Below are 25,050 nucleotides of genomic sequence, written 5' to 3' on the forward strand. Positions count from 1 at the left end.
CCCGGCCAACACGCCCCGCATCTACACCGACGGACAGGGACAACAGCGTCCTCCATCTGCGCGGTCCTGCCCGCGCCACCGATGCCGAGTGGGCCGGCTGCTCCGCCAGCGCCGCCGGTCGAACGCCAGGTCGGCGCGATCGGCGCTGCCATCAGTGCGGTCGTAGCGGAGGGATCATCCGCTCCAAATGGCGCTAAAAAAAAGACCAGGACGATCTATCTGCCACCTGGTTTCATGAGGGCACGGCTTTTGACCGGGATCGACGCGCTCGCCAGCCGGGACGCGACGAGCAACCCGGAACCGCTCATCGCCCGCGTCCAGGCCCCCGCCGTGCTTCCCAATGATGTGAAGGCCAATCTTTCGGGTTGCTTCGTTATCGGCAACGCGACGGGAAGCCTTGCCAAAGAGCGGGTCGAGGTGCAGCTCATCTCGCTCTCCTGCGTCGATTTCGATGAGCGTTCGGTTATCGATCAGCCGATCAAGGGCTTCTTCGTCGATACCGATGGCAAAAAGGGGCTTTCGGGCAAGGTCGTCACCCGCGCCGGCGCCGCGCTCGCCCGCAGCTTCATCGCCGGCACGATCGCGGGCGTCAGCCAGAGCGTCGAGAACACGTTCGGCAACACGTCGACCTCAGCGCTCGGCACCGTCCGGTCCCTGGACGCGGGCGATGCGCTCAAGACCGGCATCGCCAGCGGGCTTTCCAAATCCTCTGACAAGCTCACCGATTTCTATCTCGATCTCGCCCGCCAGGCGGGGCCCATCGTCGAGGTCGGCGCCGCCAAAGATGTGGTGGTCGTGATCCAGGAAGGCCTCGCGCTCGAGATCAAGTCCACCACAGCCACCAAATTCTGATGTCCGCCCGCCAACCTCAGGGAAACACGCCCATGTCCGATCTCCATTCTCGAAACGTGGCGCGCCTCGCGAGCCCCGCCCTTCTCGTCCTGCTTTGTACCTTGCCCGGCTGCTCGAGCGCGATCTGCCCATGCCCGCCAAGGCGGCCGCGCTGCTGGCGCCCGTCCAGACCGATTTTCGCGGCGGCGGCCGCCCTGCCCTGCTCTATGTCGGTCGCAAGGGCCAGCTCATCACGCTCGACCTCTTCGACCCGCGCATCAACAATTATAATTTCATCGTCTCGGCCGAAAGCGGGGCGGGCAAGAGTTTCCTCCTCAACAATCTTTGCCTCCAATATTATGCCCAAGGCGCGCTCATCCGCATCATCGATATTGGTGGGAGCTACAGGAAGCTCTGCACCCTTTGCTCCGGGCGCTATATCGACATCGGCGAGGAGGCGCTGGTCCTCAACCCTTTCGACATGGGCTTTGCGCTGGATGGCGACGACCGCCACCCGTGCTCCTGCTGGGATCATCGCAAGGCCTTCCTCGTCGCTCCAACGCCGCCGCCGTTCCGGCCCGGTCATTACTGCGTGTTTCGGAAAATCCCGGACAGTTATTTCACTAAATCGCGGACAGGCATTTCGGTAAATACGGGACAGTGATTCCGCTAAATCCCGGACAGGGTTTGGGACAGGATCAAGGTTAGGTTTTGTGATGCGCCGCTCTGGCATTGTTGCTCCTCATCGTTGCGATGGGAGGGGTGATGCCAAGGCGGAAGCAGACGAGACGAACCGACGTGAAGGACATGCGATCGATCCTCCGGCTGACCTACGATCAGGGTTTGTCGGTACGGGCCGTGTCAGAGCGGCTGAAGCTTAGCAAGACGACGGTGTCGACCTATTTACTGCGGGCGCGCGAGGCTGGGCTGACAGGCTGGCCGTTGCCGGCCGGCTACGACGATGACACAGCGATCGAACGGTTGGTGTTCCGCCGTGTCGGCCGCCCTCCTCAGGATCTGGGCGAGCCGGACTGGCCAGTGGTTGCGCGGGAGATCAAGCGCAAGGGCGTGACGCTGGTTTTGCTGTGGCAGGAATATCGGGCTGCCCATCCCAACGGCTATGGCTATACTTGGTTTTGCGATCGGTTCCTGTCCTTCCAGCGGCGGACCCATGTCAGCTTTCGCAATCGGCATGAGGCTGGAGCTGTCCTGCAAACCGATTATGCTGGGCAGACTGTGCCGCTGATCGATCCTGTGACCGGCGTCATCACCCAGGCACAGATCTTCGTAGCGGTGCTGGGTGCTTCATCCTTCACCTTCGCAATGGCTAGCTTGAGCCAGCAGTTGCCGGACTGGATCGACGCGCAGTGCCGGGCATTGGCCTTTGTTGGCGGCGTTCCGCGCGCGATCGTGTGCGACAATCTGAAAGCGGGCGTTGCCAAAGCGCTATGGTTCGAGCCCACGCTCAGCGCGACCTTTGCGGCGATGGCCGAGCATTACGATACGACGATCCTGCCTACCCGGAGCCGGCGGCCGCGCGACAAAGGAAAGGTCGAGGGCGCAGTGTTGATCGTGGAGCGCTGGATCCTGGCGCGGCTGCGCAATCGGCGCTTCTTCAGTCTGGCGGATCTCAATGCCGCGATCGCAGACTTGCTGGTTGATCTCAATGATCGGCCCATGCGCCATGTCGGCAAATCCCGTCGCGCAATCTTTGACGAGATCGAACGGACGGCATTGGCAGCGTTACCTACGTCGGTGTTCGAATATGCCGAGTGGAAACGCGCCAAGGTCCATCCTGATTATCATGTCGAGGTCGACAAGACCTTTTACTCCGTGCCGCACGGACTGATCGGTCGGCAGGTCGATATCCGCCTGACGCATCGAGTAGTCGAGATCTTCTACGATCATGCGCGGGTCGCCAGCCATATGCGGACATCGCAGCGCCGTGGGCACGTTACCGTGAATGAGCACATGCCCAAAGCGCATCAGCGCTACGCGAATATATCGCCAGCGAGCCTGATCGAGCGCGCCAGGAAAACGGGTCCTAACACAGCGACGTTCGTGGAAAGGCTGATGGTCGACAAGCCGCATCCCGAGCAGGGCTATCGCTCCGCCATGGGCATCCTCTCGTTGGCCCGGCGCTACGAACGCAATCGGCTTGAAGCCGCCTGCGATCGGGCGCTGGTGATCGGCGCTGTCACCTACTCATCCGTCAACGCCATCCTCAAGGCCGGGCTCGACAAGATCCAGCCGGCAACGGGGCCACTCAAACCGACACCGGCGCACGGCAACATCCGTGGTGGGTCCTATTATCAATGAAGAAAGGACGATCTTGTGCTGACGCATCCTACCCTTGATCAAATGCATAGCCTGGGGCTAGCAGGCATGGCGGCCGCATGGCGCGACATTGCCGAGCAGGACACCGCTGGCGATCTGACCCGAGACGAATGGCTCGGGCTCATGCTTGACCGCGAGATCGCCACTCGCGCCGATCGACGGCTGACCAATCGTCTTGCCAGCGCGAAACTGCGCTTTGTCGACGCCTGTGTCGAAAATATCGACTTCGGGGCGCACCGCGGACTGGATCGCCGCAATATCCTCTCTCTCGCACAGGGCGCCTGGCTCAAGGCAAATGAGAATCTCATTATCACCGGCCAAACCGGCACGGGAAAAACGTGGCTGGGATGTGCGGTCGGGCGACAGGCAGCGCGCCAGGATCACTCCGTCTTATATCTGCGCATGCCGCGACTCTTCGAGGATCTTGCTCTTGCGCGCCTCGACGGTCGCTTCCCACGCGTCGTTGACAAGCTTGCCCGCGTTCAGCTGCTCATTCTGGACGACTGGGGTACCCATAGCCTCAACGATCAGCAACGCCTTGATCTACTCGAAATCTTCGAGGAACGGTATCGCCGTAGATCCACACTCATCACCGCCCAGCTCCCGGTGGCGGCCTGGCACGAAATGATCGGCGAGCCCACGATCGCCGATGCTATCCTCGACCGCATCGTCCACAATGCCCATCGCATCACGCTAAAAGGTGACAGCATGCGGCGACAAAAAGCTCCGCATGGCTTGACCCAGGACGCAAATATCGAAATCACTCAACCATGACAGCAACCAGGCATCCACTGCCTACACCAGCTGTCCCGGATTTACTGAAGCGCTTGTCCGGGATTTAACGAAGCAGCTGTCCGGCTTTTGCGAAATACGCACATTACCGTTATCTGCCCCATGAACCGCTCCTAAACCTACTCTCGAGAGCATTCTTAAGAGCAGTCCACTACCTCACGACAAGGCGGGCGCCGCCGGCTTGCGATTACCCATAAGTCGCAAGCTCGGTGCCGATCTGGATATCGACGAGGCGCCGCAATCCACGCCAGACGACGGTGTTTCCCGGTGGTGGATCGGACATCCTCGCAAGATAGCCGCCGAGGCGCGATAATTTGTTGAGGTAGAACTGAAGCGTCCCGGGCTTTGCGCCACGGTTTCCGCTATCGGCAATGAGGCGATCAAGGATAGAGATTTCTGTCGCCGTAAACACGATTGTCGGGCTGGCCTCGGGAGCAGTGCGTGCAATCATGGTCATCCACAAAACCCGCCAGCTGACAATACAAAACAATGCAACCAGGTTGGTCAGGCGATCGGCGGTGCGAAGCTTGGCATCCTCGGCGCGACATCCTGATTTTAGGATTTTATGGAAGACCTCGATCTTCCACCGCAGAGAATACCAACGTATTTTCTCGATCGCTGCGTCAAGGTCGGCAACTTCCAGATCGGTGACGAGCTTCCACAAGATCGGCTTGCGGCCTGATGGAACGCCGACTTCCGACGCATGGATCACTGTCAGATCAAGCGCCGGGTAGCGTTTTTGCTTCCCGATCGGCGGTCGGACATGGATCCGTTTATACCGGATATCGAGGGTTACGCGCTCGATCGTATCGTCATCGATCCTCACATCGATACTATGGGTGCCCGCAGATGGTACCTCATGCATTTCGCTTTTCACGGTGTGGTCCCCGTTACCGGCAAGCCTGTCGACAACGGTGCGGACAACGAAGTGGGTGCCGAGATTCTTGGCCAGACAGTAAAGTTCATAAATGTCGCTCTCTCGATCTCCGACATGGACACATCGATCTGGCTGTCCCAGCAGAGCAACCGACTGGCGGAGATTATCGAGCCAGCGGACACTTTCCTTTGCTTCGATTGGAACTCGCGTCGGGTTGATCTTTCGCTTGAGCTGGGCAGTGCCCTTGAACTTGTCGCGATTCCAGAATTTGACCGCCGCGAGACCGAGAGGGAGTCCCTCTTCGGTGACGACCAGACTGGAGTGCATCAGTTTTCCGCAAACGGCGTGATGCCGGAGACGACCATTCTTGTCACGGCCGCTGTTGACGCTCTTGGTAAAACCGATGTCATGCGGATTTCGGCGCTGATATGTGAACTCCGTCGTATCCTGCAATACCAGGATTGGCCCTTCCGATGCCGCATACCGCGCCTTGGTCGCATCCATGTGGCCCGCAAGAATTTCTCCCTCTTCCACTTTCGGGTTTGAAAAGAACCTATATGCGGCTTTCGTGCCCGCCCAATCCTGGCAAGCGAGGGGGATTGTCCCTCCCATTCTGTCGCTCAGACGGCAGAGAAGATCGCTGAACCGGCGCCCGAGGCGAGCATCCTTGAACGCCGCCTGATCAACTTCACTCTGCGACCAATGGTCACCAAGAGCCTGCTGCTTATCCCTTCCGGCCGACATCGCCCACCTCACGAACACACCATGGTGCCTGTGAATGAATCATAAGAGATTCATCTGATTCAACAAATTTTGCTCTCAGGCCCGTAAGTGATTCAAATACTTATGGGTAATCGCAAGCGCCGCCGGATGGATACGCGCAAGCTTCTCTGCGAGGCAGCCAACTCGTTCCTGTGTCGGTGCCAGAAGAAGTTCGCGCTGAAAACAATGGCCATGAATATCGCGAAGCGCCGTGGCTTCAAGAAGGTGCGCGTTGCGCTGCCCGGCGGTTCGAAGTAATCATGCACGCCATGCCACCTTGTTCCAGGTTGGAGACGATGTAAAAGCGGTTTGCTAGCGGTGAGGCACTAAAGCTGACCCGAGGGAAATGTCCCGCGAGTGAACGCAGTGACAACGATCTGCGACGTAGCCCGATCGGCGCCCGTAGCCCGCTTCGAATCAATGCAGCGTTCGTTCTTTTGAGAACCGATACCGCACGACCGAACTTCAGTTCGGCCAGTGCGGACAGATCCATGAAACCCGCAAGGGATCACATTGCCAGAGTTCTGCAATTACAGATCAGACATTAAGAGGGATAGAGACCGTTTGTGCAGCCAAGCAGCCGACGATCCGGGTGGCTGACGTGCCAAAGGGAGCTACCCTTCGCATTGTAGGGGCACGATCGAAAAGCCCAGAAACTATCGTGAACTTCGATTGTCGCGCAGAGTGCTCTTGCGGATAACGAGTTCTATATTCTGATCGATGCGTCTTGGTTCGTCCGGCAATCTGTTGCGGTCGAGAAGCAGATGCGCGGCTGAGACTGCCTGTTCGACGATTGACTGTCTGACAGTTGTAAGAGTTGGCCAGATCATGCGGGCAATTTCGCTGTCGTCGAAGCCCGTTACTGCGACTTCGGCTGGCACCGCAATACCGCTGGCGCCCAGCACGCCGATCACGCCGGCCGCCATTTCATCATTGGCAGCGCAAATGACGGAGGGCCGCGTATCTCCGGACCGCTCCAATATTCTTCTGGTCGCCTTTGCGCCCGAATCATAAGTATAATCGCCCTGTTCAATAATGATTGAGGCAAGTGGGATGCCGTGATCCGACAGCGCCCTTTTGAACGCGGCCATCCGGACGAGTGAGGAACTATGGCTCGACGGCCCACCAATAATGGCAAACTGACGATGTCCCAACTCGTGGAGGTGTTCGACCAGCGCCCGGACACCGTCTCCATCGCGAGCAAATACGGCCGGGGTTCGTGCCACGTCGTGGGCAGGCGACATGCGGATTATGGGGACCCCGCGCGCCTCAAGCAGGTCGAGGACCGCCAAATCATCGGTCATTGGAGGAATAAGGATCGCCCCCGCCAAGCCTATCCTGTCGAGTAGAGCTGCTATGCTCCTGGCTATATTGACATCGTCTGGTAAAAATTCTTCCAGCGTGAGGAAGGTACCTGTCTGGCGGCAGACTTGAGAAACGCCTCGCACCACATCGGCGACATAATGCGGCGAAGGGTTATTGTTAAGGATCGCGACGAGAAACGATCGTTCGCTCCGTAATGCCTTCGCCGCTAAGTTCGGATGAAAATGCAGCGTTTCTATGGCCTTGCGGACTTTCTCCTTTGTGCTCTTCGATACACTCGGTTCGCCGTTGACGACGCGTGAAACAGTTCGCGCCGTAACGCCCGCGAGCGCGCCGACGTCGTGCAAAGTTGGCTTGGTATCTCTGCTCATCCGCTCGGCTACTCCCAGAGGAAATGTCGATCCCTGCGCATAGATTGTCAACGATCATTCCAACCATATTGTCAACGTTGACAATCGTGATAATACTTGTCAAACATCAAGCAAGTTGATGATCTGCGCACAGCAGAATGCGCATATTGGGAGGGGTTATAAACATGATCAGTCGTCGTCTTTGCGTGTCCGCGTTCACCTTTTTCGTAGGGTTTTCTGTTCCTTGTGACGCGTTTGCCCAAAGCCAGGAGGCGGCTCAATTTCCTGAGGGGGAAATTGTCGTAACGGCGACCCGAAATGAATCCTTGGCTTCGAGAACGCCAATCGCGCTGACCGCAGTCAGTGGTGAATCCCTGCTGTCGGGCGGCATTACAAACCCCACCGCCCTTGCCGATCAGGTTCCCAACTTGTCGTTCGATCGCAACGCTGGCGGATTGCAGATCACGATCCGAGGTGTAACCAGTTCGGATGTTACCGAAAAGGGAGATCCGTCCGCCGCATTCATGGCCGACGGCATCTATATCGCCCGTGCCCAGGCGCAGGAGGTGAGCTTCTTCGACATTCAGCGTGTCGAAGTACTGCGTGGCCCGCAAGGCACCCTCTTTGGCCGCAATACCACCGCTGGCCTTATTAACATCATTACCAACAAGCCAAAATTTGAACGCTTCAGCGGTTCGTTCGACGCCGCATATGGCAATTTCGACACGCAGCAAATCACGGGCGTCATCAATGTGCCCATCAGCGAGACGATCGCGATCCGGGCCGCAGCAAATTATGACCGGCGCGACAGCTATCTGATTGCCGGCCCCGCCTGGACGGCCCCACTGGATCCGTTCAAGAAAAATATTTCAGGGCGTCTTTCCGCGCTGTTCGACCTCGGCGCGGGCGAACTACTGCTTCGCGGCGACTATTCTTCGATCAAGGGCTCGCCGGCTAATTCGCTACTGACCAGCAATTTCTATTCCAATTTCGATACGCCAGGCGTTGATCCGATCTATGTCGGCACAGCTAATGCCAGGCGATTGCGCACGGTCAGCCCATCCTTCACCGGTTCGATCGGGCGCGATAATAATACATGGGGTATCGTCGCTGACCTGGGTTACGATCTGGGTCCCGTGACCGTGAATTACCTTGGATCCTATCGCGAGTTCAAAAGGCGCGAGAATGATGCCTATGTGCTGGGCGGCTTAGGTGCGGTGTTCCCGTTCCGCTTCAACGGCGACTATTGGCAAAACAGTCAGGAATTGCGGCTTTCGACTAATGGTGATGGCCCGCTCAAGGCGCAGGCAGGCCTCTACTATTTCAAGGAAAAATCGGCCGTCGACCTGAGCGTATTTGGTTTGATATCGCCGACGCCCGGCACCTTCGGCTATGTGTACGGCTTCCCGCAGGACCCTACAATCTCCGAGTCCTGGGCCGGATTTGGCCAGGCGACATACACTATCGCGGAACGTTTCCGCCTGACCGGAGGCATCCGCTATTCCAATGACAAGAAATCGCGTGACGGCTTCACCATATTCTGCGGCACAATCACATGCGACGAGCCAGGCGATGCGAAGATACCGAATGTCGCCAACCGAACATTCTCCAAGGTGACGTGGCGCGTCGGCGCAGACTTCGATGTCGATGAGCGCACGCTCCTTTATGGTGTCGTAGCGACTGGCTACAAGGCGGGAGGGTTCAACGATGGCTGTGAAACAGGCACCAGCGCCGTCTGCTCGCAGCCTGCGGAGGCGCTCTACTACGAACCGGAAACGCTGACGTCCTATGAGGTAGGACTTAAAACCCAATTCCTCAATAATGCCGTTAGGCTCAACGCGTCGGTATTTCATTACGACTATGAAAAAATCCAGCTGAGCCAGACGTCGACCATCTGCGGTGGTCCGTGCAACATCACGACCAACGCCGCGGCGGCAAAGGTCGACGGCGTCGAACTGGAAGGCGTGATAGCGCCAGCGCGGTCCAGCAAGTTCGATTTCTCGGTCGCCTGGCTCAATGCCCGTTATGCGGAATTCTTCCCTGCGCCGGGCTTCGACTGGTCGGGCAAGAAGCTCGATCGCTCGCCAACCCTTGCCGTCACGGCAGGCTACACTCAAACCTTTGAACTGGGTAACGGCGGCAATTTTCAGGCCGGCGTCCGCACGCGCGTTTCCGACAGTTATCAATTGGCCGCTTTAAATACGCAGAACCAGTTCCGCGTGCCGAGCTATTCAAAAACGGACCTGTTGATCGCTTATAATGCGCCGGACAATCGCTGGTATGCCCAGGCCTTTGTGAAGAACCTGGAAAACAGCATAGTCGTGTCGAGCGCAGCATCGGGCGCGATCGGTACGGTGCAGATCGCCGATCCGCGTACATATGGCGGGCGTGTCGGTGTGAAATTCTGAAATGGCCGCATCTTCGATTCGACGGGGATGCGGTTTTCCTACGGCTTTAGCCCAGATGAGGCCCCATGCTGGCGCTCGTCTCAAGGCCTCATCACTCCGTTGCCTGATGTTTTTGACTATTAACGATCGGTCGGCCAGCGGCCGAGCCTGAGAAAGGAATCACCATGCGCCCGGCTCTGCTTACCTTGTCATGTCTGCTGGCGACACAGCCGGTGATGGCGCAAGGCGCTTCAGAGGATCCCGATGCGAAGGCGGCGCGGCTCGAAGCGTCGATGACCGATGCCGAACGGGTCAGCCTGTTGTCGGCCATGATGCCGATTCCTTTTCCAGGTCTTGACACGAATATCCCCCAGGGCGTTCCTGCTACGGCCGGCTATGTGGGCGGCATCGAACGACTGGGCATCCCGCCCCAGCTCTCGACCGACGCAAGCCTGGGGATTGCGAACCCGGCCCAATTGCGTAAGGGCGATGTCGCCACCGCCATGCCCTCTGGCCTGTTACTGGCGTCGTCCTTCGACCCTGTCCTGGCCCAGCAGGTCGGTAAAACCATTGGGGCGGAGGCGCGGGCCAAGGGCTTTAACATCCTGCTTGGCGGTGGGATGAATCTCGCGCGCGATCCACGTAACGGGCGCAATTTCGAATATCTGGGCGAAGACCCGCTGCTCGCCGGTACACTTGCCGGTTATTCCATCCGTGGCATTCAATCGCAGGGGGTGGTTTCTACCATCAAGCACTTCGCCCTGAACGGGCAGGAAACTCTGCGTCATACGGCGGATTCGATCATCACGGACAGTGCGTTACGGGAAAGCGAGTTGCTGGGTTTCCAGATTGGCATTGAAACCGGGCAACCGGGCGCGGTTATGTGCGCTTATAATCTGGTGAACGGGCACAAAGCGTGCGACAACGAATATCTGTTGAACCGCGTACTGAAAGGTGACTGGCGTTACAAGGGCTGGGTCATGTCGGATTGGGGCGCGGTCGATGACGTGTCCTATATCAAGGCAGGCCTGGACCAGCAGATGGGGTATCAACTCGACAAGCAGCATTGGTTCGGACAGCCGCTTGCCGATCGTGTGGCCAGCGGCGAGGTGCCGAAAAGTCGCATTTCCGACGCCGTTCGCCGCAACCTCCGGAGTCTGTTCGCCGTAGGCATTTCCAGCCCTTACGTGCCACAAACGATCGATTACAAAGCGAATGCGGCTGTCGCGCTTGATGCCGCTCGCGGTGGTATCGTCCTGCTGAAGAACGACGGCATTTTGCCGCTGGCCACCAAAGCCCGCACCATCCTGGTGGTGGGGGGCAATGCCGATTTCGGTGTTTTGTCGGGCGGTGGATCCAGCCAGGTGACGCCGTCAAACGGAACAGCGCGCATCATCGAACAGGGCGGCGACGGGGTAATGGCCTTGTTTAACCGCCAAATCTATATGCCTGGTTCGCCGCTCGAAGCCTTGCGCAAGATGCTGCCCAGCGCCAAATTCAGCTTCCAGAACGGGTATTCAGCGGAAGTTGCCGCTGCCTACGCCGCCAAAGCCGACCTGGTGATCGCCTTTGCGACTAAATGGGAAGGGGAAGGGGTCGATTCCGGTTCGCTCTCGCTTCCACAGGGACAGGATCGGCTTATTTCCGCATTGGCCGACGCAAATCCCAATCTTGTGGTTGTACTGGAAACAGGAAATCCGGTGACGATGCCTTGGCTCGACCGTAGCAAGGCGGTTGTGCAGGCGTGGTATCCGGGCCAGGAGGGCGGGCAGGCCATTGCCGAAACTTTGACCGGCAAGGTCAATCCGTCTGGCCGCCTGCCCGTCACCTATCCCATGTCGACCGATCAATATTCGCAGGTTCCCGTGCCGGGCCTTGGCCTGCCGGATCGCACTGCGGTGAAGGTCGTATATGAAGAAGGTTCTGACATCGGTTATCGTGCGTTCGCTAAGTCAGGCAAGACCCCGCTATTTCCTTTCGGCCATGGCCTCAGCTACACTCACTTTTCTCATGGTGCATTGTCTGCCAATAGCGGCGCGTCGGTCTGGCTGCACGTTAAAATCCGCAATGACGGCGATCGGGCTGGGGCAGATGTGCCGCAACTCTATCTGGTCGGTCGCAATGACGAAAAGCTCCAGCGATTGGTAGGTTTTCGGAAAGTGGCTCTGCAAGCGGGTGAGAGTCGCGCGTTGAAATTTGAGATCGACAATCGCTTGCTGGCCGACTGGAAAGACGGCAGCTGGGTAATTAAGGGTGGTAATTACAGTTTCGCTCTCGGCGAAAGTGCAGCAAAACTGGATGAACCCGTTATCGTCCGCATAGCAGCAAAGACGTGGAAGGATTGAACACGCAGCGGTGTCGCGCGTCATTATCTCGTAGTAGTTTGCGGGATGGTCAGCGTTCCTATCTCTTCTGGACTCGGTGAGCAGCAGTGGGCGTTAATTAAATTCTGCGATCATGATTGCAAGCCCGCGTCGTTCGACATTCCTACGGAAGTTGGATTAAGCTCATGCCGCCTATCACAGACCCCAAGCCTAAGACCCGAGGGGATTTAGGTCGTAGGCTTGGCGTTACGGCTACTCCCACGCTCGCACAGCAACTCGGCTATGGTGATTTTGTAACATTTTGAGTGCCTACCTCTGACGGCAATCACATGAGGGATGCCGCTCCTAGGTGACGCTTGCCGTAGGCGGCAATATCAGCGCCGATGCCCCCTGACGGGAAACCCTGTTCGTGAGGTTGTCGCGCACATTTGCAATCCGACAGTGATTTTCGCACAGTAGGGCGCAAGATGACCCCACAACGCCGTGCGCGACGGGATCACCGTGGCATTTCGCGACGGACTTGCCGGTCAGGATCGGATTGCCATCCAGATTGTCGAGATATTCCGTGATAGCCGTCGATTCAGAAATGATCGTGCCATCTTCAAGCTCCAGAACCGGGATTTTTCCGATCGGATTCATGGCCAGGAACTCAGGCTGCTTCTGCTCTGCGGCGATAAGATCGATACTGACAAACTCTACGTGCTCGCCCAGCCCCTTTTCGGCAAGCACGATACGAATGCGCGCTGGGTGTGGCGCAGCTTCACGATCATAGATTTTCATAATTCATCCTATCTGTCTGCCAATTGATAGATGTGCTATCAGGGGCTCCGATGAACTTCAACGCCCTATCTGTCATTTGATAGGCGAGCCAACGCATGGATATCAGATGACCGTAAATACAAGAGAACTGATCCTGGATGCTGCACGGCGAACTGCTCAGGCACATGGGTATGGCGGGCTAAACTTTCGCGATTTGGCAGCGGAGGTCGGCATTAAGGCGGCCAGTATCCACTATTATTTTCCGGCCAAAGCGGAACTTGGTGCTGCAGTGGCAAGGCGTTATTGGGAGGACGCAGCCGCTGCTTTGGACGTGCTGTCCGACCAGACGCAGGACCCGCTCGAAAGTCTGCGCCGCTACCCCAACATGTTTCGCAAGGCACTGGAGAATGATAACAGGATGTGCCTTGGAAGCTTTATGGCCGCTGAGTATGATGATCTGCCAGCACCGATAAAGAAGGAGGTTCAGGCTTTTGCCGACGTCAACATCGCGTGGCTGAGCAGACAACTGGCCGCTGCGACGCTTGCTGCTTCCGAAGTAAACGAGCAGAAAGCACGTGCAATATTCGCGGCGATCGTCGGCGCACAACTTCTATCAAGAAGCCGGGCAGACATTTCGGTCTACGATTCGGTAATCAATATTTACCGCACCGTTGGTCTCCTGCCGGAATAACGTGCCAGCCACAGCCCATGATCGAAAATCAGGTGTTTTTCAGCAACCTCCCACTTCGGGATTTTGCCGACAGCGTGGGAGCCGCAATGATTGTCATGCCGCCACTGGCCCCCGGCATAACAATTGGCAGGTTAGCTGAAACCAGACACTCGCAGTCGTGCGCAGGAACGGCGGATTTGTCCAAGGGTTTCAGTCTCTTGTGTACGGAATCCTGACATGGAGGAACCCGCGGGCCCCATCCACCGATCTATGGGCAAAAGGGCTTTGGTGTGGATCTGGTTGACTGAGGCAGACGTGCCAGCTTGCCCATCATAGGCAGGCTGGCAGGGGCTTTGGGTGCGATTAGGCCGCGTTGCCTCCCTGACCCGGTATGCAATGTGCGCTGTTTTGATCGAGCCCGTGAGGTGGGCGCACTTTTCCGTATGGGCCGAGACGGAACAACCTCGGCCATGCTGTAGGGTGTCCTCAGCCGCCAGTTGAAGGCGCCGCGAGGCGGTCATCGATAATCGCGCGACCTCGGCGACGACACCGCCAAGGCCACCATGGCGCAGCCCTTCTTCAAAACAGCTCAAAATGGCGGTTTCATCGCGCGCTTCGACATAGATGATCCGGTCAGGATCAAGCCCAGCCTGGGCAATCGCAGGCGCGAACAGATCCGCCTGTGTCAGGCACCAGAGGATCGAGCCGCTTATGCCGGCGACCGGATTGCTGCCGTCGAGCGCGGCAATGTCGCGACCGAACAGGCGCGGCGAACGGGCGGTAACGAGGGCCAGCGGTTCGCAGCCCGGATGTTGGGCCTGCCGATAGATGAAATGAACCGCCGCATCTCTTTCATCACAGCGCTCTCCGGCGAAGCGCGTTCTAGCGCCATTTCCCAACTCGCCCGCGCCACTGGCCGCAGCGAAGCGCAGGTCATGCACGCGCTCGAGACCTACCGAGCCGCAAGCGAGGTTGGGACCGCCGATGGGGCAACCACGGAGGCGTCCCGGGAAGGTACAAGCGTCTATGGCCGCACGCGCGAGGCTGCCGGCTATGATTTCGCCGAACGGTCAGGCAAGCTCGATGCGCAGCGTGAGGTCGGTCATGACGGGACACGCAGCGCCGCCAGGATCGGAGAGCAGCGCAGGCAGTCGGAGAATTTCGGCTTTGCAGAAGGCGCCGCCGCCGCCGGCATGGCGACACGCGAGGCCGCCAAGCTCGATAGCTTCATCCGGGCCCTCAGCGATGGCGCGGGCAACCAGCTCGACGTGGCTGAGGGCGGTGCCGATGGCGTGGCCGAGCGGGCGCGCAATGGCAGAATGACCAGCATTGTGGAGAAGGAACGACTTTCACGCATGCAAGCCCTCCTCAAGTCTAACGGTATAGAAATGACCAAGCGCCAGATCGCAATGGACCAGAATGGCGACTTCAGCCTGAACCTCACCCCCGCAACTGCAGCGCAGATGTGGAAAGCCGGCCTCCTCAATGAGAGCCAGCTTGGTGCCGTCGCAAATGGTGGCCATGCTCGCTTCAGCCTCGCGCACAATGATCTCCTAGTTTCCAGCAGCGCCGGCTTTGAGAAGTCGGCGCGGAACGATACAAGCACGAGATTTGAAGCCGGCAAACAGGCTGGACCCGACACGATCGAACATTTCATGGGCGGTGGCGCAGAAGGCAAGACTGCCATGGCGAACTGGCTGCGCGGCGGGTTCGAGATGGATCGCAAGGGCAATTGGCGCCTCAAACCCCAGGTCGCCGACACTCTCCAACGGGACGTGCAGGCGATCGTGGCGCAAACTGGTTGGGAGCGCACCATCTCGCGAACTGCACAGGACCAAAACGGCTTCTCGATATCTGTTAAAGGCGATATTAGCGGAGGAACAGGCTCTGCGGCATCACGTAGGTCGGCAAAAGCCGCGCCCTTGGATAGCGCATTCGGTCGCGCCGGGGGATCGCTCGGAATTTCGACCCAAGAAAGCGGAACGACCACCGAAACAGCGAGCGTGCAACTGAATGTAGTGAAACACGACGTGCGTCAGGCTCTGGCCAATGCGGAACGATCGGCCTCCCAATCTCCAGCCCCGGCCCAAGCTTTCACCGATCAACTGGCAAAGGAAATATTAGGCGCCGGAGGGATCAGAAACCGGTATCTTGGAGATGCTGACAGTGGGCGTGGGGTAGTGGATCCCACGGCGCCCCTCACCTCCTTCGAACAAAATACTCTGCTTGACCGAGGACGCTTTTCAACAGATTTCCGCGCTGGTCCGTTTGACGGTAAACCCGCGTTTAAGAAGGGTGCCGATTGATATAGGCGCCGTTGAGCGGATTGAGCGGGTTACCCACCCACAAAGCTCCAGACATCGGATCGAGCGGGTCAAATTTGCAGAGCGTCCCGGAAGGACCATAACAGTCATTTTGTCAATCCAGACATGGGGCTGTGTCTGGCACACCACCGACATCAATCATATTAAGTCTGGCCTTGATGTAACCGAGCAGCAAAACAAGCAGCATCAGCGGCGGAAAGAAAAGCACATTGGTAAAACCAGCAAATGCCGAACTGTAGAAACCAGACAGCGTTTGCAAAGACGGCGGCGTGTTTGTGGTGAACTGCCGCATCCAATGGCACGATTGTGATGGTTGGTATGCTTGGGAAATACTTCACCTATCCCTTTACCGGCTGGCTCAACCACCAAAGCGCAGTTTGACAAGGCTGTTAAAGCGCAAATCCCGTCGCGTTAGAGGCCGAACACCTTTAAACAGGGCGCTGAACGCATCGATTCCGCGTCATGAATGTCCGGCGTCCCGACGGCTTTCATCAAAAGGCCCCAGCGAAAGTCAAACACCCCGGTTTCCTCGTCCGGCGTCATGCCAAAAACAAGTTGGAGCGCTGCCCCATTGACGAGCAGGTCGAACATGGACTCCCGTAATGCTGCAACGGGTAAGTCGCGTATCTTTCCTGCCGCGATCGCTTCGCCGATAAGCCCGTCGATCGGGTCGATCAGTCGTCGCCGGGCGGCATCGAAGGCCGATCCGACGGTCGGATCATGCGCGGCCACACTAGCAACCAGCCGGGTCAACTCGATCTGCGGCTCCTCCAGCCGCTTAGCCCGGTGCATGCGCATGATCGCCTCGAGTTGCGCGATTGGGCCAAGCGCGTTTTCTGCCTCTTCGAACGGCGCGGCGTGATCATCAGTGATTGCGTCTACGATGGCAATGAGCAGTGCCGCCTTGTTTGCATAACGGCGGTACAAGGCGGCTTTGGAGACGGCTGCATCTGTCGCAATCTGCTCCATTCGCGCCTTTGCAAAGCCCTCTTTGGTGAAGACAGCCATTGCGACCGTCAATATGCCCCTGTCGATCTCGGCGCTCTCCCATGCGCTGGGCCTGCCCTGCCGGCGCACCGGCGACATTCCATTCTTCTTGCGCATGACAACCCTTACAAAGTCAAAAATTCGGAATAACGGAACAAACGATACGCGGCGTATCTTTACCATGACAAGTGTATCAGGGATCTCCAAATTTATGAACCGACGCGTCCGTACCCTCGCCCTGTCTGGCGTTGCCACAATCATATTGCTCGGCAGCGCTATGGCCGTTGGCGCATCCAAGGCGCAATCCAGGCAGCCGCGCGGGTCCCGTCCCTGGCAGAACGGCCTCTTATCTCCTGATGAACGCGCCGAAATGGTAGTGCGCGCGATGACACAGGAAGAGAAATTTGCCTGGCTTTCTGGACCGATGGCTATTCCCATAGGGGAGATGAAGAAACCCGACGGCGCGATAGGCTCTGCGGCATTTTATCCGGCCATCGCGCGTCTTGGCATACCGGCTCAACAACAGGCGGACGCCAGCCTGGGCGTTGGCAATCTGGGTGATGTCAGGCCCGGCGACAATGCGACCGCTCTACCCTCTTCCCTGCTTCTGGGCGCCTCCTTCGATCCTGCGATGGCGTATGAAACCGGCGCTCTGGTCGGCCAGGAAGCGCGCGCAAAGGGTTTCAACGTTCAGCTCGCGGGAGGCGCCAATCTCATCCGTGAGCCTAGAGGCGGACGGAATTTCGAATATATCTCTGAAGATCCACTCCTCACTGGCATGATCGCGGGCAACTCTGTGGCGGGCATCCAATCCCAGGGCATTGTCTCGACGGTCAAGCATTTCGCGGTCAATCCGCAGGAAACCGGACGCGTATTGGTGAGCTCGGATCTTGAGAAATCTGCTCTCCATGAATCCGACCTGCTCGCGTTCCAACTGGCTATCGAAATAGGGAAGCCAGGCGCTGTTATGCCGGGCTACAATCTTGTGAACGGCGAATGGGCATCGGAAAATGACTATCTTCTCAACACGGTTCTCAAGGGAGAGTGGCATTATCCCGGCTGGGTGATGTCTGACTGGGGCGCGACGCATTCTACCGAGAAGGCCGCCCTTGCCGGCCTGGACGTTCAGTCGGGCGCCAACCTCGACCCGACAGCGTTTTTCGGTGCGCCGCTGCTGACCGCCGTCAAGGAGGGGCGGGTTCCCCAGTCAAGGATCGACGACATGGTCCGTCGTCAATTGCGCAGCCTGTTCGCTGTCGGCGCGATCGACAGGCCGGCAACCCCTGGGGCCGATATCGACTATGCAGCTCATAGATTGATCGCGCAGCGGTCGGCCGAGCGTGGCATCGTCCTGCTGAAAAATGAAGGCGATATTCTTCCTGCCGCCAAGGGGGCAAAGAGGATCCTTGTCATAGGCCGCCATGCTGATGCCGGTGTACTCTCAGGCGGCGGGTCTGCCTCGGTCTCGCCGGTCGGTAGCCTTGTCGTCGATGGTGTCGGTGGCATGGGCGTTGCTATGCCCAAAATTTATCATCCCTCCTCGCCGCTAAAGGCGATCAAGGCCGAATCCAACGCAGCCGAGGTCAATTTTGCAGATGGCGTAGATATTGCCGATGCCACCGCAAAGGCTGCCGAGGCGGATGTGGTCTTCCTCTTTGCTGAGGAATGGCGCACCGAGGGACAGGACCGACCTGATCTAAGTCTTGCAGACGAACAGGATGCCCTGATCGATGCTGTCGTCGATGCGAACCCCCACACCGTTGTGATACTTCAATCGGGAGGACCGGTCCTGATGCCATGGCTGGCGAAGGTTCCCGCGGTTCTGGCAGCCTTCTACCCGGGATCGGGCGGCGGCGAGGCCATTGCCGGCATTCTGTTTGGCCGTGTCAATCCGTCAGGCCGTCTGCCGGTAACCTTTCCCGCTGACATCGACAATCTGCCGCACCCCATGCAGCGTGATCCCAAAACGACTACCTCAAATCCTGGCAGCCCCATCAAGGGTGGGGTCTTCCATATGGACTATAATGTCGAAGGCTCCGACGTAGGCTATCGCTGGTATGCGCGAGAGAAAGTCCAGCCGTTGTTCCCCTTCGGGCACGGACTGAGCTTTACCCGGTTCGATTATGAGGAACTGTCGACCCGGGTCGAGCGGGGAACGATAATCGCCTCGGTCACCGTGCATAACAAAGGGGATCGGATGGGGGCGGACGTGCCACAACTTTATGTCGAACGCCCCGGGACGGGCGGCTTCGTTCCGCGCCTTGGAGCCTTTGAAAGAGTGGAGTTGAAACCGGGCGAAAGTCGGCGGCTCGAAATGCGCGTAGACCCGCGCCTGCTTTCCCGGTTTGACGCGGGTCAGCGTCGCTGGATCGTATCGCAAGGACGCTATGTCGTACGTGTGGCGCCTGACGCGATGGCCGCTGGCTTACATCGTGATGTTCAACTCCCTGGCCATATCCTGCCGCCTTAAGGGCAGTCAGCTCTTGGGAACAGCTGAGCGACCCGACATGTTCGGCACGTCATGGCCCGTCAGTGCGGGCCTGACGTGTCGCTGGGCAAGGTCAAAGCGTCCCTCGCCTCCCATCCCCCGCCCAGGGATGCCCATAGCTGAACCAGGTTGTTTAACTGCTGCTCGCGCACCCTTATAGCGTCGAGATCGACTTGAAGAAGATTGCGCTGCGCATCGAGTTCTTCGATATAGGCCGCATAGCCGCCACGATAGCGATCGCGCGCGAGCGTCAACGAGCGCTGCAAGATCGTCTGCCGCTGCATCACATTGTCGGCCTTTTGACGGAGCAGACGCTCGCTCGACAAGGCATTTTCGACTTCCCCAAAGGCGGTCAGTACAGCGCCGCGATAGGCAAATGCCGCCTGATCACGCTGGGCGCTGGCGGTATTGAGATTTGCGGTAAGGCGGCCCCCTGCAAAAATCGGCGCGAGCACCGAGGCGCCTGCATTCCAGAGCGTCGCAGGGTTCCAATCCAGTCCGTTGGCAAACAGCGCACCGACCGATCCCGTCAAATGGACGCTTGGCAGAAATTCTGCCCGGCGCGATGCAAGCTTAAGGTCGGCGGCAACCAGAGCATATTCCGCGCTGGCAAGGTCGGGCCGACGGCGCAGTATCGTCGATGGCAGGGCTGCCGGGACCGCCGGCAACATGATCGATCGAAGTTCACCCCGGGCGATATCACCTGGAAGATCGCCTGTCAGGCGGCGTAACGCATTCTCCTGCACACGGTAGGCCTGTTCGAGATCAGGGATGGTCTGTGCGACCGCCTCATATTCAGACTGGGCCTGCGTAAGCTCGAACTGCGAGCTATATCCCAGGATCGCACGATCCTTGGCGATGCGTAGCGCCTCTTGGCGGCTGGTCAAAGTCTCGCGACTGACGTGCAGCTGTGCGGCGAGCGATAGCAGGCTGACATATCCGCGCACCGTCGCGGATATCACGGCGAGGCGCGCAGCATCGCGATCAGCCTGGGAAGCGACATAATGCGCGCGCGCCGCGCCTTCGAGTGCGCGGACACGATTGAAGAGATCAAGCGTCCACGCCGCGGACATCTGCGGTTGAGCCGACAGGCTCAACGGTCCCGTGCCCGCCTGGCCCAGCCCCTGTTGCCCGCCCAGGCTCCCGCCCGCATCAACCGTCGGCATCCGCTCAGCCGCGGTCTGGCGAACAACCGCCTCCGCCTCCTCGACCCGCGCAACCGCGCCCAACACGTCGCTATTATTCGCAAGCGCTCTTGCAATCAGATCGGGAAGGAACGGGTCGTTCAATCGCCGCCACCAGTCCGCTTCGACGCCGACCGTGGGACCAGGCGCAGCGTCGCGCCAAGCGAGCGGGGCAGTGATCGCGGCCGAAGGGGGGATCGGCCGGACGTCAGGTGTGCAGGCGGTGAGCGCCAGCGCCTGCACAATGGGGCCTCCGGCGAGCAGATAACGCCTCATCGTGCATGCTCGCGCGGCGACACTGTATCGGCCGTGTTCACTTGTGCGACCACCGACATGCCCGGGCGCAAACGACGCGCCAGTGGCTGTCCGGGATCAATCCTGATACGCACGGGGATACGTTGAACGATCTTGATGAAATTGCCGCTTGCATTGTCGGGCCGCAAAACGCTGAACTCGGACCCGGTCGCAGGCGCAATTTGTTCCAGATGCCCGGTCAAACGCGCATCATCGAGGGCATCCACACGGAAGCTGGCCGGTTGGCCGATCCGCATCCGGGCAGTCTGGGTTTCCTTGAAATTGCCGACCACCCAGAATTGCTCGGGGACCAGGAACATCAGCTGCGATCCGGCCGCGACATATTGGCCCACCCGCACCGATGCCTCTCCGATCTGACCGTCACGCGGCGCGCGGATCAGCGTGTTGGCGAGATTGATCTGCGCGAGATCGACCTGTGCCTGCGCTTGCTGAACCGCGCCCTCGAGCAATTCTCGCGAAACATTGGTCGACAAGATTGTCTGGCGTTGACTTTCAATATTGGCGTCGGCGCGGGTCACGGATGCGCGCGCCGCCAACTGGGTCGCTCGTACCTGGTCGCGCTCTCGCAGCGACACAGAGCCACGATCTGCCAATTCTCCCACACGTGACAGATCGGCTTCCGCACGGATCAGTTCGGATTGCGCCTGCATGCGATCAGCGATACGCGTGCGCAATGTCGCATCATTCTGGGCAACTGTCTGATCCCAATTGGCAAGACTGGCCTTGGCTATCCGCAACTGTGCCAGCGCCTGTTCCAGCTGCTGCTTATAGATGCGATCATCGATCTTCACCAGCAGCTGCCCGCGTTTCACTTTTGCAAAATCCCCGACCAGGACATTGACGACATAGCCGTTCACCTGCGGCGCCATCGCGGTGATCTGGCCGCGCACATAGGCATTTTCGGTCATCCTGTCGTCACTGGTGAACGGCCAGAGCTTCCAGGCATAAAGGACAAGCAAAGCGCCGATCAGAAAGACCAGAAGCATCGCGATCATAGCCTTCCTGGTGGGCTTGATCGTCTTGGGAGGCGGATCGTTGGGGCTCTGTCCGGCGACCGGCGCCGCGCCGGCGGGTCGATGTTTGCCGTCCTGGGCGTTTGGCAGTGCAGCGCCAGCCATATGCTTATCGCTTGCTGATCTGTCGTCGGTCATGGGAATACACCATTTATAGGGAGGCAGCCTTAGCGGCGGCCTGCGACTGTTTTCTGGTCGACCAGGCGGTCACAGCGACGCGGTAAAGCGTCCATGCCAGGAAGATGGCAGCGATGATGGCGTTGAGCGTGAACACGTCGTTGAAGGCGCGCACATGAGCCTCTCGCGTAGCGATCTGCGACAATTGGCCCACACCCAGCGCCTCTCGCTGGACAGGGTCGGTGATCTGAGTGGAATAGATCCGCCCCTGAAGACTAAGTCGCTGCGCCACGACAGGATCGCCAGGATCGAGATTGGCGCTGATAAGTGCCGAATATTCGCGCTGCCGGATCTGCTCGAACGTCCCGTATAATGCCGGCCCGGCCAGCCCTCCGATCGACTGGGTGACAGCAAACAGGACTGCAAAGGTAACGATATGATCCACGCCTTGCGCGAGCGCCTTCATAACGCCGAATAATAGCAACGGTCCGATGAACAAGCCCGATGCGACCGCCAGGAGGAATTGGCTCACTATCATGTTCTGCGGTCGTATGTCGCTCGTCGCGCCGTTGTCGATCAGCGAGCCAATGATGATGAGGACGACGGACGCTACAAATGGTATCGATTTGGTTTTCCAGCCAAAAGTCAGTGCTGCTATGGCTATGCCGAGCAGCAATCCTGCCAGCACGACAAGATTGAAGAATACAAGCTGGTCCGGGCCTGCGCCAAGCGTACGCAGCAGGCCAGTGGCGGCATAGCTTTGTTCTGACAGAAGCATGCGCATACCAAATGCGCCAATGGCGAAGCGCGCGGTCTCGGCAGTGCCAAGCCAGCGCGTCTTGACCAGAGGATTGCGCCGATGATGTTCGATCGTGAAAGCGAGGATGAAGAGACCCAAGGCGATAATCAACGCGGCTGCCATCCATGGCTGCTCCGTCCACCATTGCGTACGCCCCTGCGCCAGCACCGCCCCTATGAGGGCGAACGCCGGCGCCATGAGGGCAAATGTGAGGAAATCCAGTCGCTCGAACGTCGCTATCCGGATGCCAGGAGGCAATTTGAGCATCACGCAAGCTGCAAGTGCGCATAGCGCCAGGCCGAATTCGAAAAGGTATAGCGTCTGCCAGTCACCTATATCGAGCAAGGCTGGCGACAGCAGCCAGGCGACAGGCGTCCAGATCTGCGAGATGCCAAGCGCAACGCATAGACCCTGGCCAAGTTTAACCTTGGGAAAAGCCTGGAGCACGTAAAGGACGCTGAGCGCATTCATCGGAGCCGCTGCAAATCCGGCCACTGCGCGTACCAGCACCGCCCCCTCATAACTTGCGATCATGAGGTAGAGCAGCGCGATGCCAAGATAGGCGATCAATCCTGCTTCGGCGAAGTGGCGAATACCAAATTGCTGGCGACATTTGAAAAGGATCAGATTTGAAGAGACGTTCGTCATCACATAGGCGGCCGGCAGCCACGTGCCCTCGACCGGTGTCAGGCCAAGAGCGCCCTCAATCTGCGGCAGATTTGCTGATACCAGCGCGTTGCTCAAGCCCCCCGCTGCCCCGACCAGCACACCCACGGTCAGATACAGGGCCCGTATGCCCCCACTGTGAAGGGGCGTCGAGGGTGATCCCGGCATCGAGGGCTTCTCATGCTCTTCCCAATCTGGAAGAGGATCGAGTGTCTCAAACTGCGTGCCGGATATCGTTATGGACGAGCCTGCGGTGCCGGGCGCTGTCATATGAGCCGCCTGCCCTCATCGCGCCGACGACCAGCGCGGCTATCCGGTCGGGCGCCAGAGAAGGTCGGGTAGACCATGATGGACCGCCTCAAACCAAGCATCGGCACGACCAAGCCATTGCACTTCTCCATCCCCATCTCTCCCGCTAAAGCCGCGGGTCAAACCCATATTGGGGGGCGCGCCGAGATGTTCGCGAAGGGTTGCTCCTTCATAGTCGGTATGGAAGAGGCCACGCTCCTGCAGGATCGGCACCACTTCATCGGCCAGTGGCGGCAGTCCATCCTCGTACACGTCGGGACATAACCAGAATCCATCGGCGGCGCCTGCCTCGAACCATTCTTGCATATGATCGGCAACGTCGACCGGCGGTCCTACGACCATGGGATGATAATCGACAACCCCATGGGCAAGAACGTCGCGCAGGCTCCAGCCTTCCCGTGCAATCTTGAGCGCGTGCGCCGCACGAGGGTCGAACGCCGAGGGTTGGGCCTTGGCCAACATGGCCGACGGGATCGGCTCGTCCATTTGAGCGGCTGACAGCGCCAGGCCTAGGATTTGGCCGAGATATCCAGCTCGTTCCTCAAAAGTATGTCCGGTCATCGCAATCCTGCGATCCAGGCCCTCCCGGCGGCTGGGCGCGATCGTGGTCATCACGCCTGCAAAGAATTTGATCTCGTCGGGGTGGCGACCGGCTCGCTCAGCAGCCGCCCGCAAAGCTGCGCGCTGGTTACGGGCGTCCTCGATCGTGAAAACCGACCCTATGACGCCGCTCGCGTAGCGACCCGCAACGTCCAGTCCCTTGTCACTGCCGCCCGCCTGGAAAATCACCGGCTGTCCCTGCTCGGAAGGCGGAAGCGCGAGCGGCCCGGTCGTCGCGACGTGCCGTCCACGCAAATTGACCTGACGGATCTCGGCTGGGTTGGTGAAGCATCCGGACGCCTGATCGTGAACCCAGGCGTCACGGCCCCAACTGCCCCACAGGCCTTGCACGACCTGGACGAACTCGTGCAGCCGCGCATATTTCTCTTCGCGTGGTGGCACCGGGCGGCCATAGTTGGCAGCTACTGCGGGGTCGCTCGTTGGGACGGCATTCCAGCCGGCTCTGCCATGGCTCATAAGGTCAAGCGCCTTGAACTGCCTGGCCAGATTGAAAGGCTCGTTAAAGGTCGTCGAGCCGGTTGCGACCATGCCGATCCGCTCGGTGCCGCGAGCGACCGCGGCAAGCGTCATCATCGGCTCGATATTGAGCCTCTGCGCTTCGGTTCCGATATCCGACTTGAGCGCCGGGAAGTCCGGCATGAAGAGAAACTGGAATTTTCCCCGCTCGGCGATCTGGGCGTATCGTACGAGATTATCAAAATTCGTGAAGCCCTTGGGATCGACGCCTGGCATGCGCCAAGCGCCCGGCTGCGAACCGTAGCCATTTCCAAAGACCATGCCGATGAGCATTTTTTCTGTCATGTTAAACCCTCGCG

At 58.9% G+C, this 25,050-nt stretch carries 16 protein-coding genes and 3 pseudogenes; 10 read left to right on the top strand and 9 right to left on the bottom strand.

Annotated elements, in window-relative coordinates; all coding sequences use genetic code 11:
* Positions 1-66 precede the first annotated feature (66 nt).
* The 4 genes and pseudogenes from U5A82_RS03025 to istB all read left to right on the top strand — a co-directional run.
* Positions 67-852 (top strand): annotated as a pseudogene (locus tag U5A82_RS03025) (TraB/VirB10 family protein); the annotation flags it as partial.
* Between the two features lie 106 nt (positions 853-958).
* Positions 959-1,342: pseudogene (locus U5A82_RS03030) on the top strand (TraG/VirB4 family ATPase); the annotation flags it as partial.
* A gap of 254 nt (positions 1,343-1,596) precedes the next feature.
* Complete coding sequence (istA, locus tag U5A82_RS03035) at positions 1,597-3,150, top strand: IS21 family transposase (RefSeq protein WP_326287824.1); 1,554 nt, start codon at positions 1,597-1,599, stop codon at positions 3,148-3,150.
* Positions 3,151-3,192: 42 nt separating this feature from the next.
* Positions 3,193-3,942, top strand: a complete 750-nt coding sequence (gene istB / locus U5A82_RS03040) for an IS21-like element helper ATPase IstB (RefSeq protein WP_442802142.1) — start codon at positions 3,193-3,195, stop codon at positions 3,940-3,942.
* Between the two features lie 205 nt (positions 3,943-4,147).
* Here istB and U5A82_RS03045 read toward each other — a convergent pair whose 3' ends face one another.
* Positions 4,148-5,581 (bottom strand): IS4 family transposase, encoded by a 1,434-nt coding sequence (locus U5A82_RS03045; protein ID WP_326288534.1) that lies wholly within the window; start codon positions 5,579-5,581, stop codon positions 4,148-4,150.
* A gap of 102 nt (positions 5,582-5,683) precedes the next feature.
* Between U5A82_RS03045 and U5A82_RS03050 the strand changes: the two genes are divergently transcribed.
* A complete protein-coding gene (locus U5A82_RS03050; protein ID WP_326288536.1) occupies positions 5,684-5,857 on the top strand; it encodes a hypothetical protein in 174 nt (57 codons plus the stop codon).
* A 398-nt stretch (positions 5,858-6,255) separates the two neighbouring features.
* Here U5A82_RS03050 and U5A82_RS03055 read toward each other — a convergent pair whose 3' ends face one another.
* Positions 6,256-7,344, bottom strand: coding sequence for a LacI family DNA-binding transcriptional regulator (locus U5A82_RS03055; protein ID WP_326288537.1), 1,089 nt, complete (start codon positions 7,342-7,344; stop codon positions 6,256-6,258).
* 113 nt (positions 7,345-7,457) lie between these two features.
* Between U5A82_RS03055 and U5A82_RS03060 the strand changes: the two genes are divergently transcribed.
* Both U5A82_RS03060 and U5A82_RS03065 read left to right on the top strand, forming a co-directional pair.
* Positions 7,458-9,680: a TonB-dependent receptor gene (locus U5A82_RS03060; RefSeq protein WP_326288538.1), complete on the top strand. Its 2,223-nt coding sequence runs from the start codon at positions 7,458-7,460 to the stop codon at positions 9,678-9,680.
* Positions 9,681-9,844: 164 nt separating this feature from the next.
* Positions 9,845-12,004, top strand: coding sequence for a beta-glucosidase family protein (locus U5A82_RS03065; RefSeq protein ID WP_326288540.1), 2,160 nt, complete (start codon positions 9,845-9,847; stop codon positions 12,002-12,004).
* Positions 12,005-12,328: 324 nt separating this feature from the next.
* Here U5A82_RS03065 and U5A82_RS03070 read toward each other — a convergent pair whose 3' ends face one another.
* Positions 12,329-12,763 (bottom strand): glutathione S-transferase N-terminal domain-containing protein, encoded by a 435-nt coding sequence (locus tag U5A82_RS03070; RefSeq protein ID WP_326288541.1) that lies wholly within the window; start codon positions 12,761-12,763, stop codon positions 12,329-12,331.
* A gap of 106 nt (positions 12,764-12,869) precedes the next feature.
* Here U5A82_RS03070 and U5A82_RS03075 point away from each other — a divergent pair, with 106 nt between their 5' ends.
* Together U5A82_RS03075 and U5A82_RS03080 are read left to right on the top strand one after the other, a co-directional pair.
* Positions 12,870-13,433, top strand: coding sequence for a TetR/AcrR family transcriptional regulator (locus tag U5A82_RS03075; RefSeq protein WP_326288542.1), 564 nt, complete (start codon positions 12,870-12,872; stop codon positions 13,431-13,433).
* Positions 13,434-14,101: 668 nt separating this feature from the next.
* Positions 14,102-15,718 (top strand): annotated as a pseudogene (locus U5A82_RS03080) (conjugal transfer protein TraG N-terminal domain-containing protein); the annotation flags it as partial.
* Positions 15,719-15,830: 112 nt separating this feature from the next.
* Here the strand turns inward: U5A82_RS03080 and U5A82_RS03085 are convergent.
* Together U5A82_RS03085 and U5A82_RS03090 are read right to left on the bottom strand one after the other, a co-directional pair.
* A complete protein-coding gene (locus U5A82_RS03085; RefSeq protein WP_326288544.1) occupies positions 15,831-16,028 on the bottom strand; it encodes a hypothetical protein in 198 nt (65 codons plus the stop codon).
* Positions 16,029-16,147: 119 nt separating this feature from the next.
* Positions 16,148-16,744 carry a TetR/AcrR family transcriptional regulator gene (locus U5A82_RS03090; protein WP_326288545.1) on the bottom strand — a complete coding sequence of 199 codons (597 nt, stop codon included), beginning with the start codon at positions 16,742-16,744 and terminating at the stop codon, positions 16,148-16,150.
* Here U5A82_RS03090 and U5A82_RS03095 point away from each other — a divergent pair.
* Positions 16,731-19,193, top strand: a complete 2,463-nt coding sequence (locus U5A82_RS03095) for a beta-glucosidase family protein (RefSeq protein ID WP_326288547.1) — start codon at positions 16,731-16,733, stop codon at positions 19,191-19,193. The two genes, U5A82_RS03090 and U5A82_RS03095, sit on opposite strands and share 14 nt — an antisense overlap.
* Before the next feature lie 59 nt (positions 19,194-19,252).
* Here the strand turns inward: U5A82_RS03095 and U5A82_RS03100 are convergent, their stop codons facing one another.
* From U5A82_RS03100 to U5A82_RS03115, 4 genes are all read right to left on the bottom strand, one after another.
* The gene (locus tag U5A82_RS03100; RefSeq protein ID WP_326288548.1) at positions 19,253-20,671 is read right to left on the bottom strand and encodes an efflux transporter outer membrane subunit; all 1,419 of its coding nucleotides are present in this window, start codon (positions 20,669-20,671) and stop codon (positions 19,253-19,255) included.
* Positions 20,668-21,705, bottom strand: a complete 1,038-nt coding sequence (locus U5A82_RS03105) for an HlyD family secretion protein (protein ID WP_326288549.1) — start codon at positions 21,703-21,705, stop codon at positions 20,668-20,670. Before U5A82_RS03105 ends, U5A82_RS03100 begins: the two co-directional genes overlap by 4 nt.
* Before the next feature lie 169 nt (positions 21,706-21,874).
* A complete protein-coding gene (locus tag U5A82_RS03110; protein WP_326288550.1) occupies positions 21,875-23,575 on the bottom strand; it encodes an MFS transporter in 1,701 nt (566 codons plus the stop codon).
* Positions 23,576-23,614: 39 nt separating this feature from the next.
* Complete coding sequence (locus U5A82_RS03115; RefSeq protein WP_326288551.1) at positions 23,615-25,024, bottom strand: NtaA/DmoA family FMN-dependent monooxygenase; 1,410 nt, start codon at positions 25,022-25,024, stop codon at positions 23,615-23,617.
* Positions 25,025-25,050: the final 26 nt, after the last annotated feature.

This window comes from Sphingobium sp. CR2-8 (assembly GCF_035818615.1).
Taxonomy (GTDB): domain Bacteria; phylum Pseudomonadota; class Alphaproteobacteria; order Sphingomonadales; family Sphingomonadaceae; genus Sphingobium.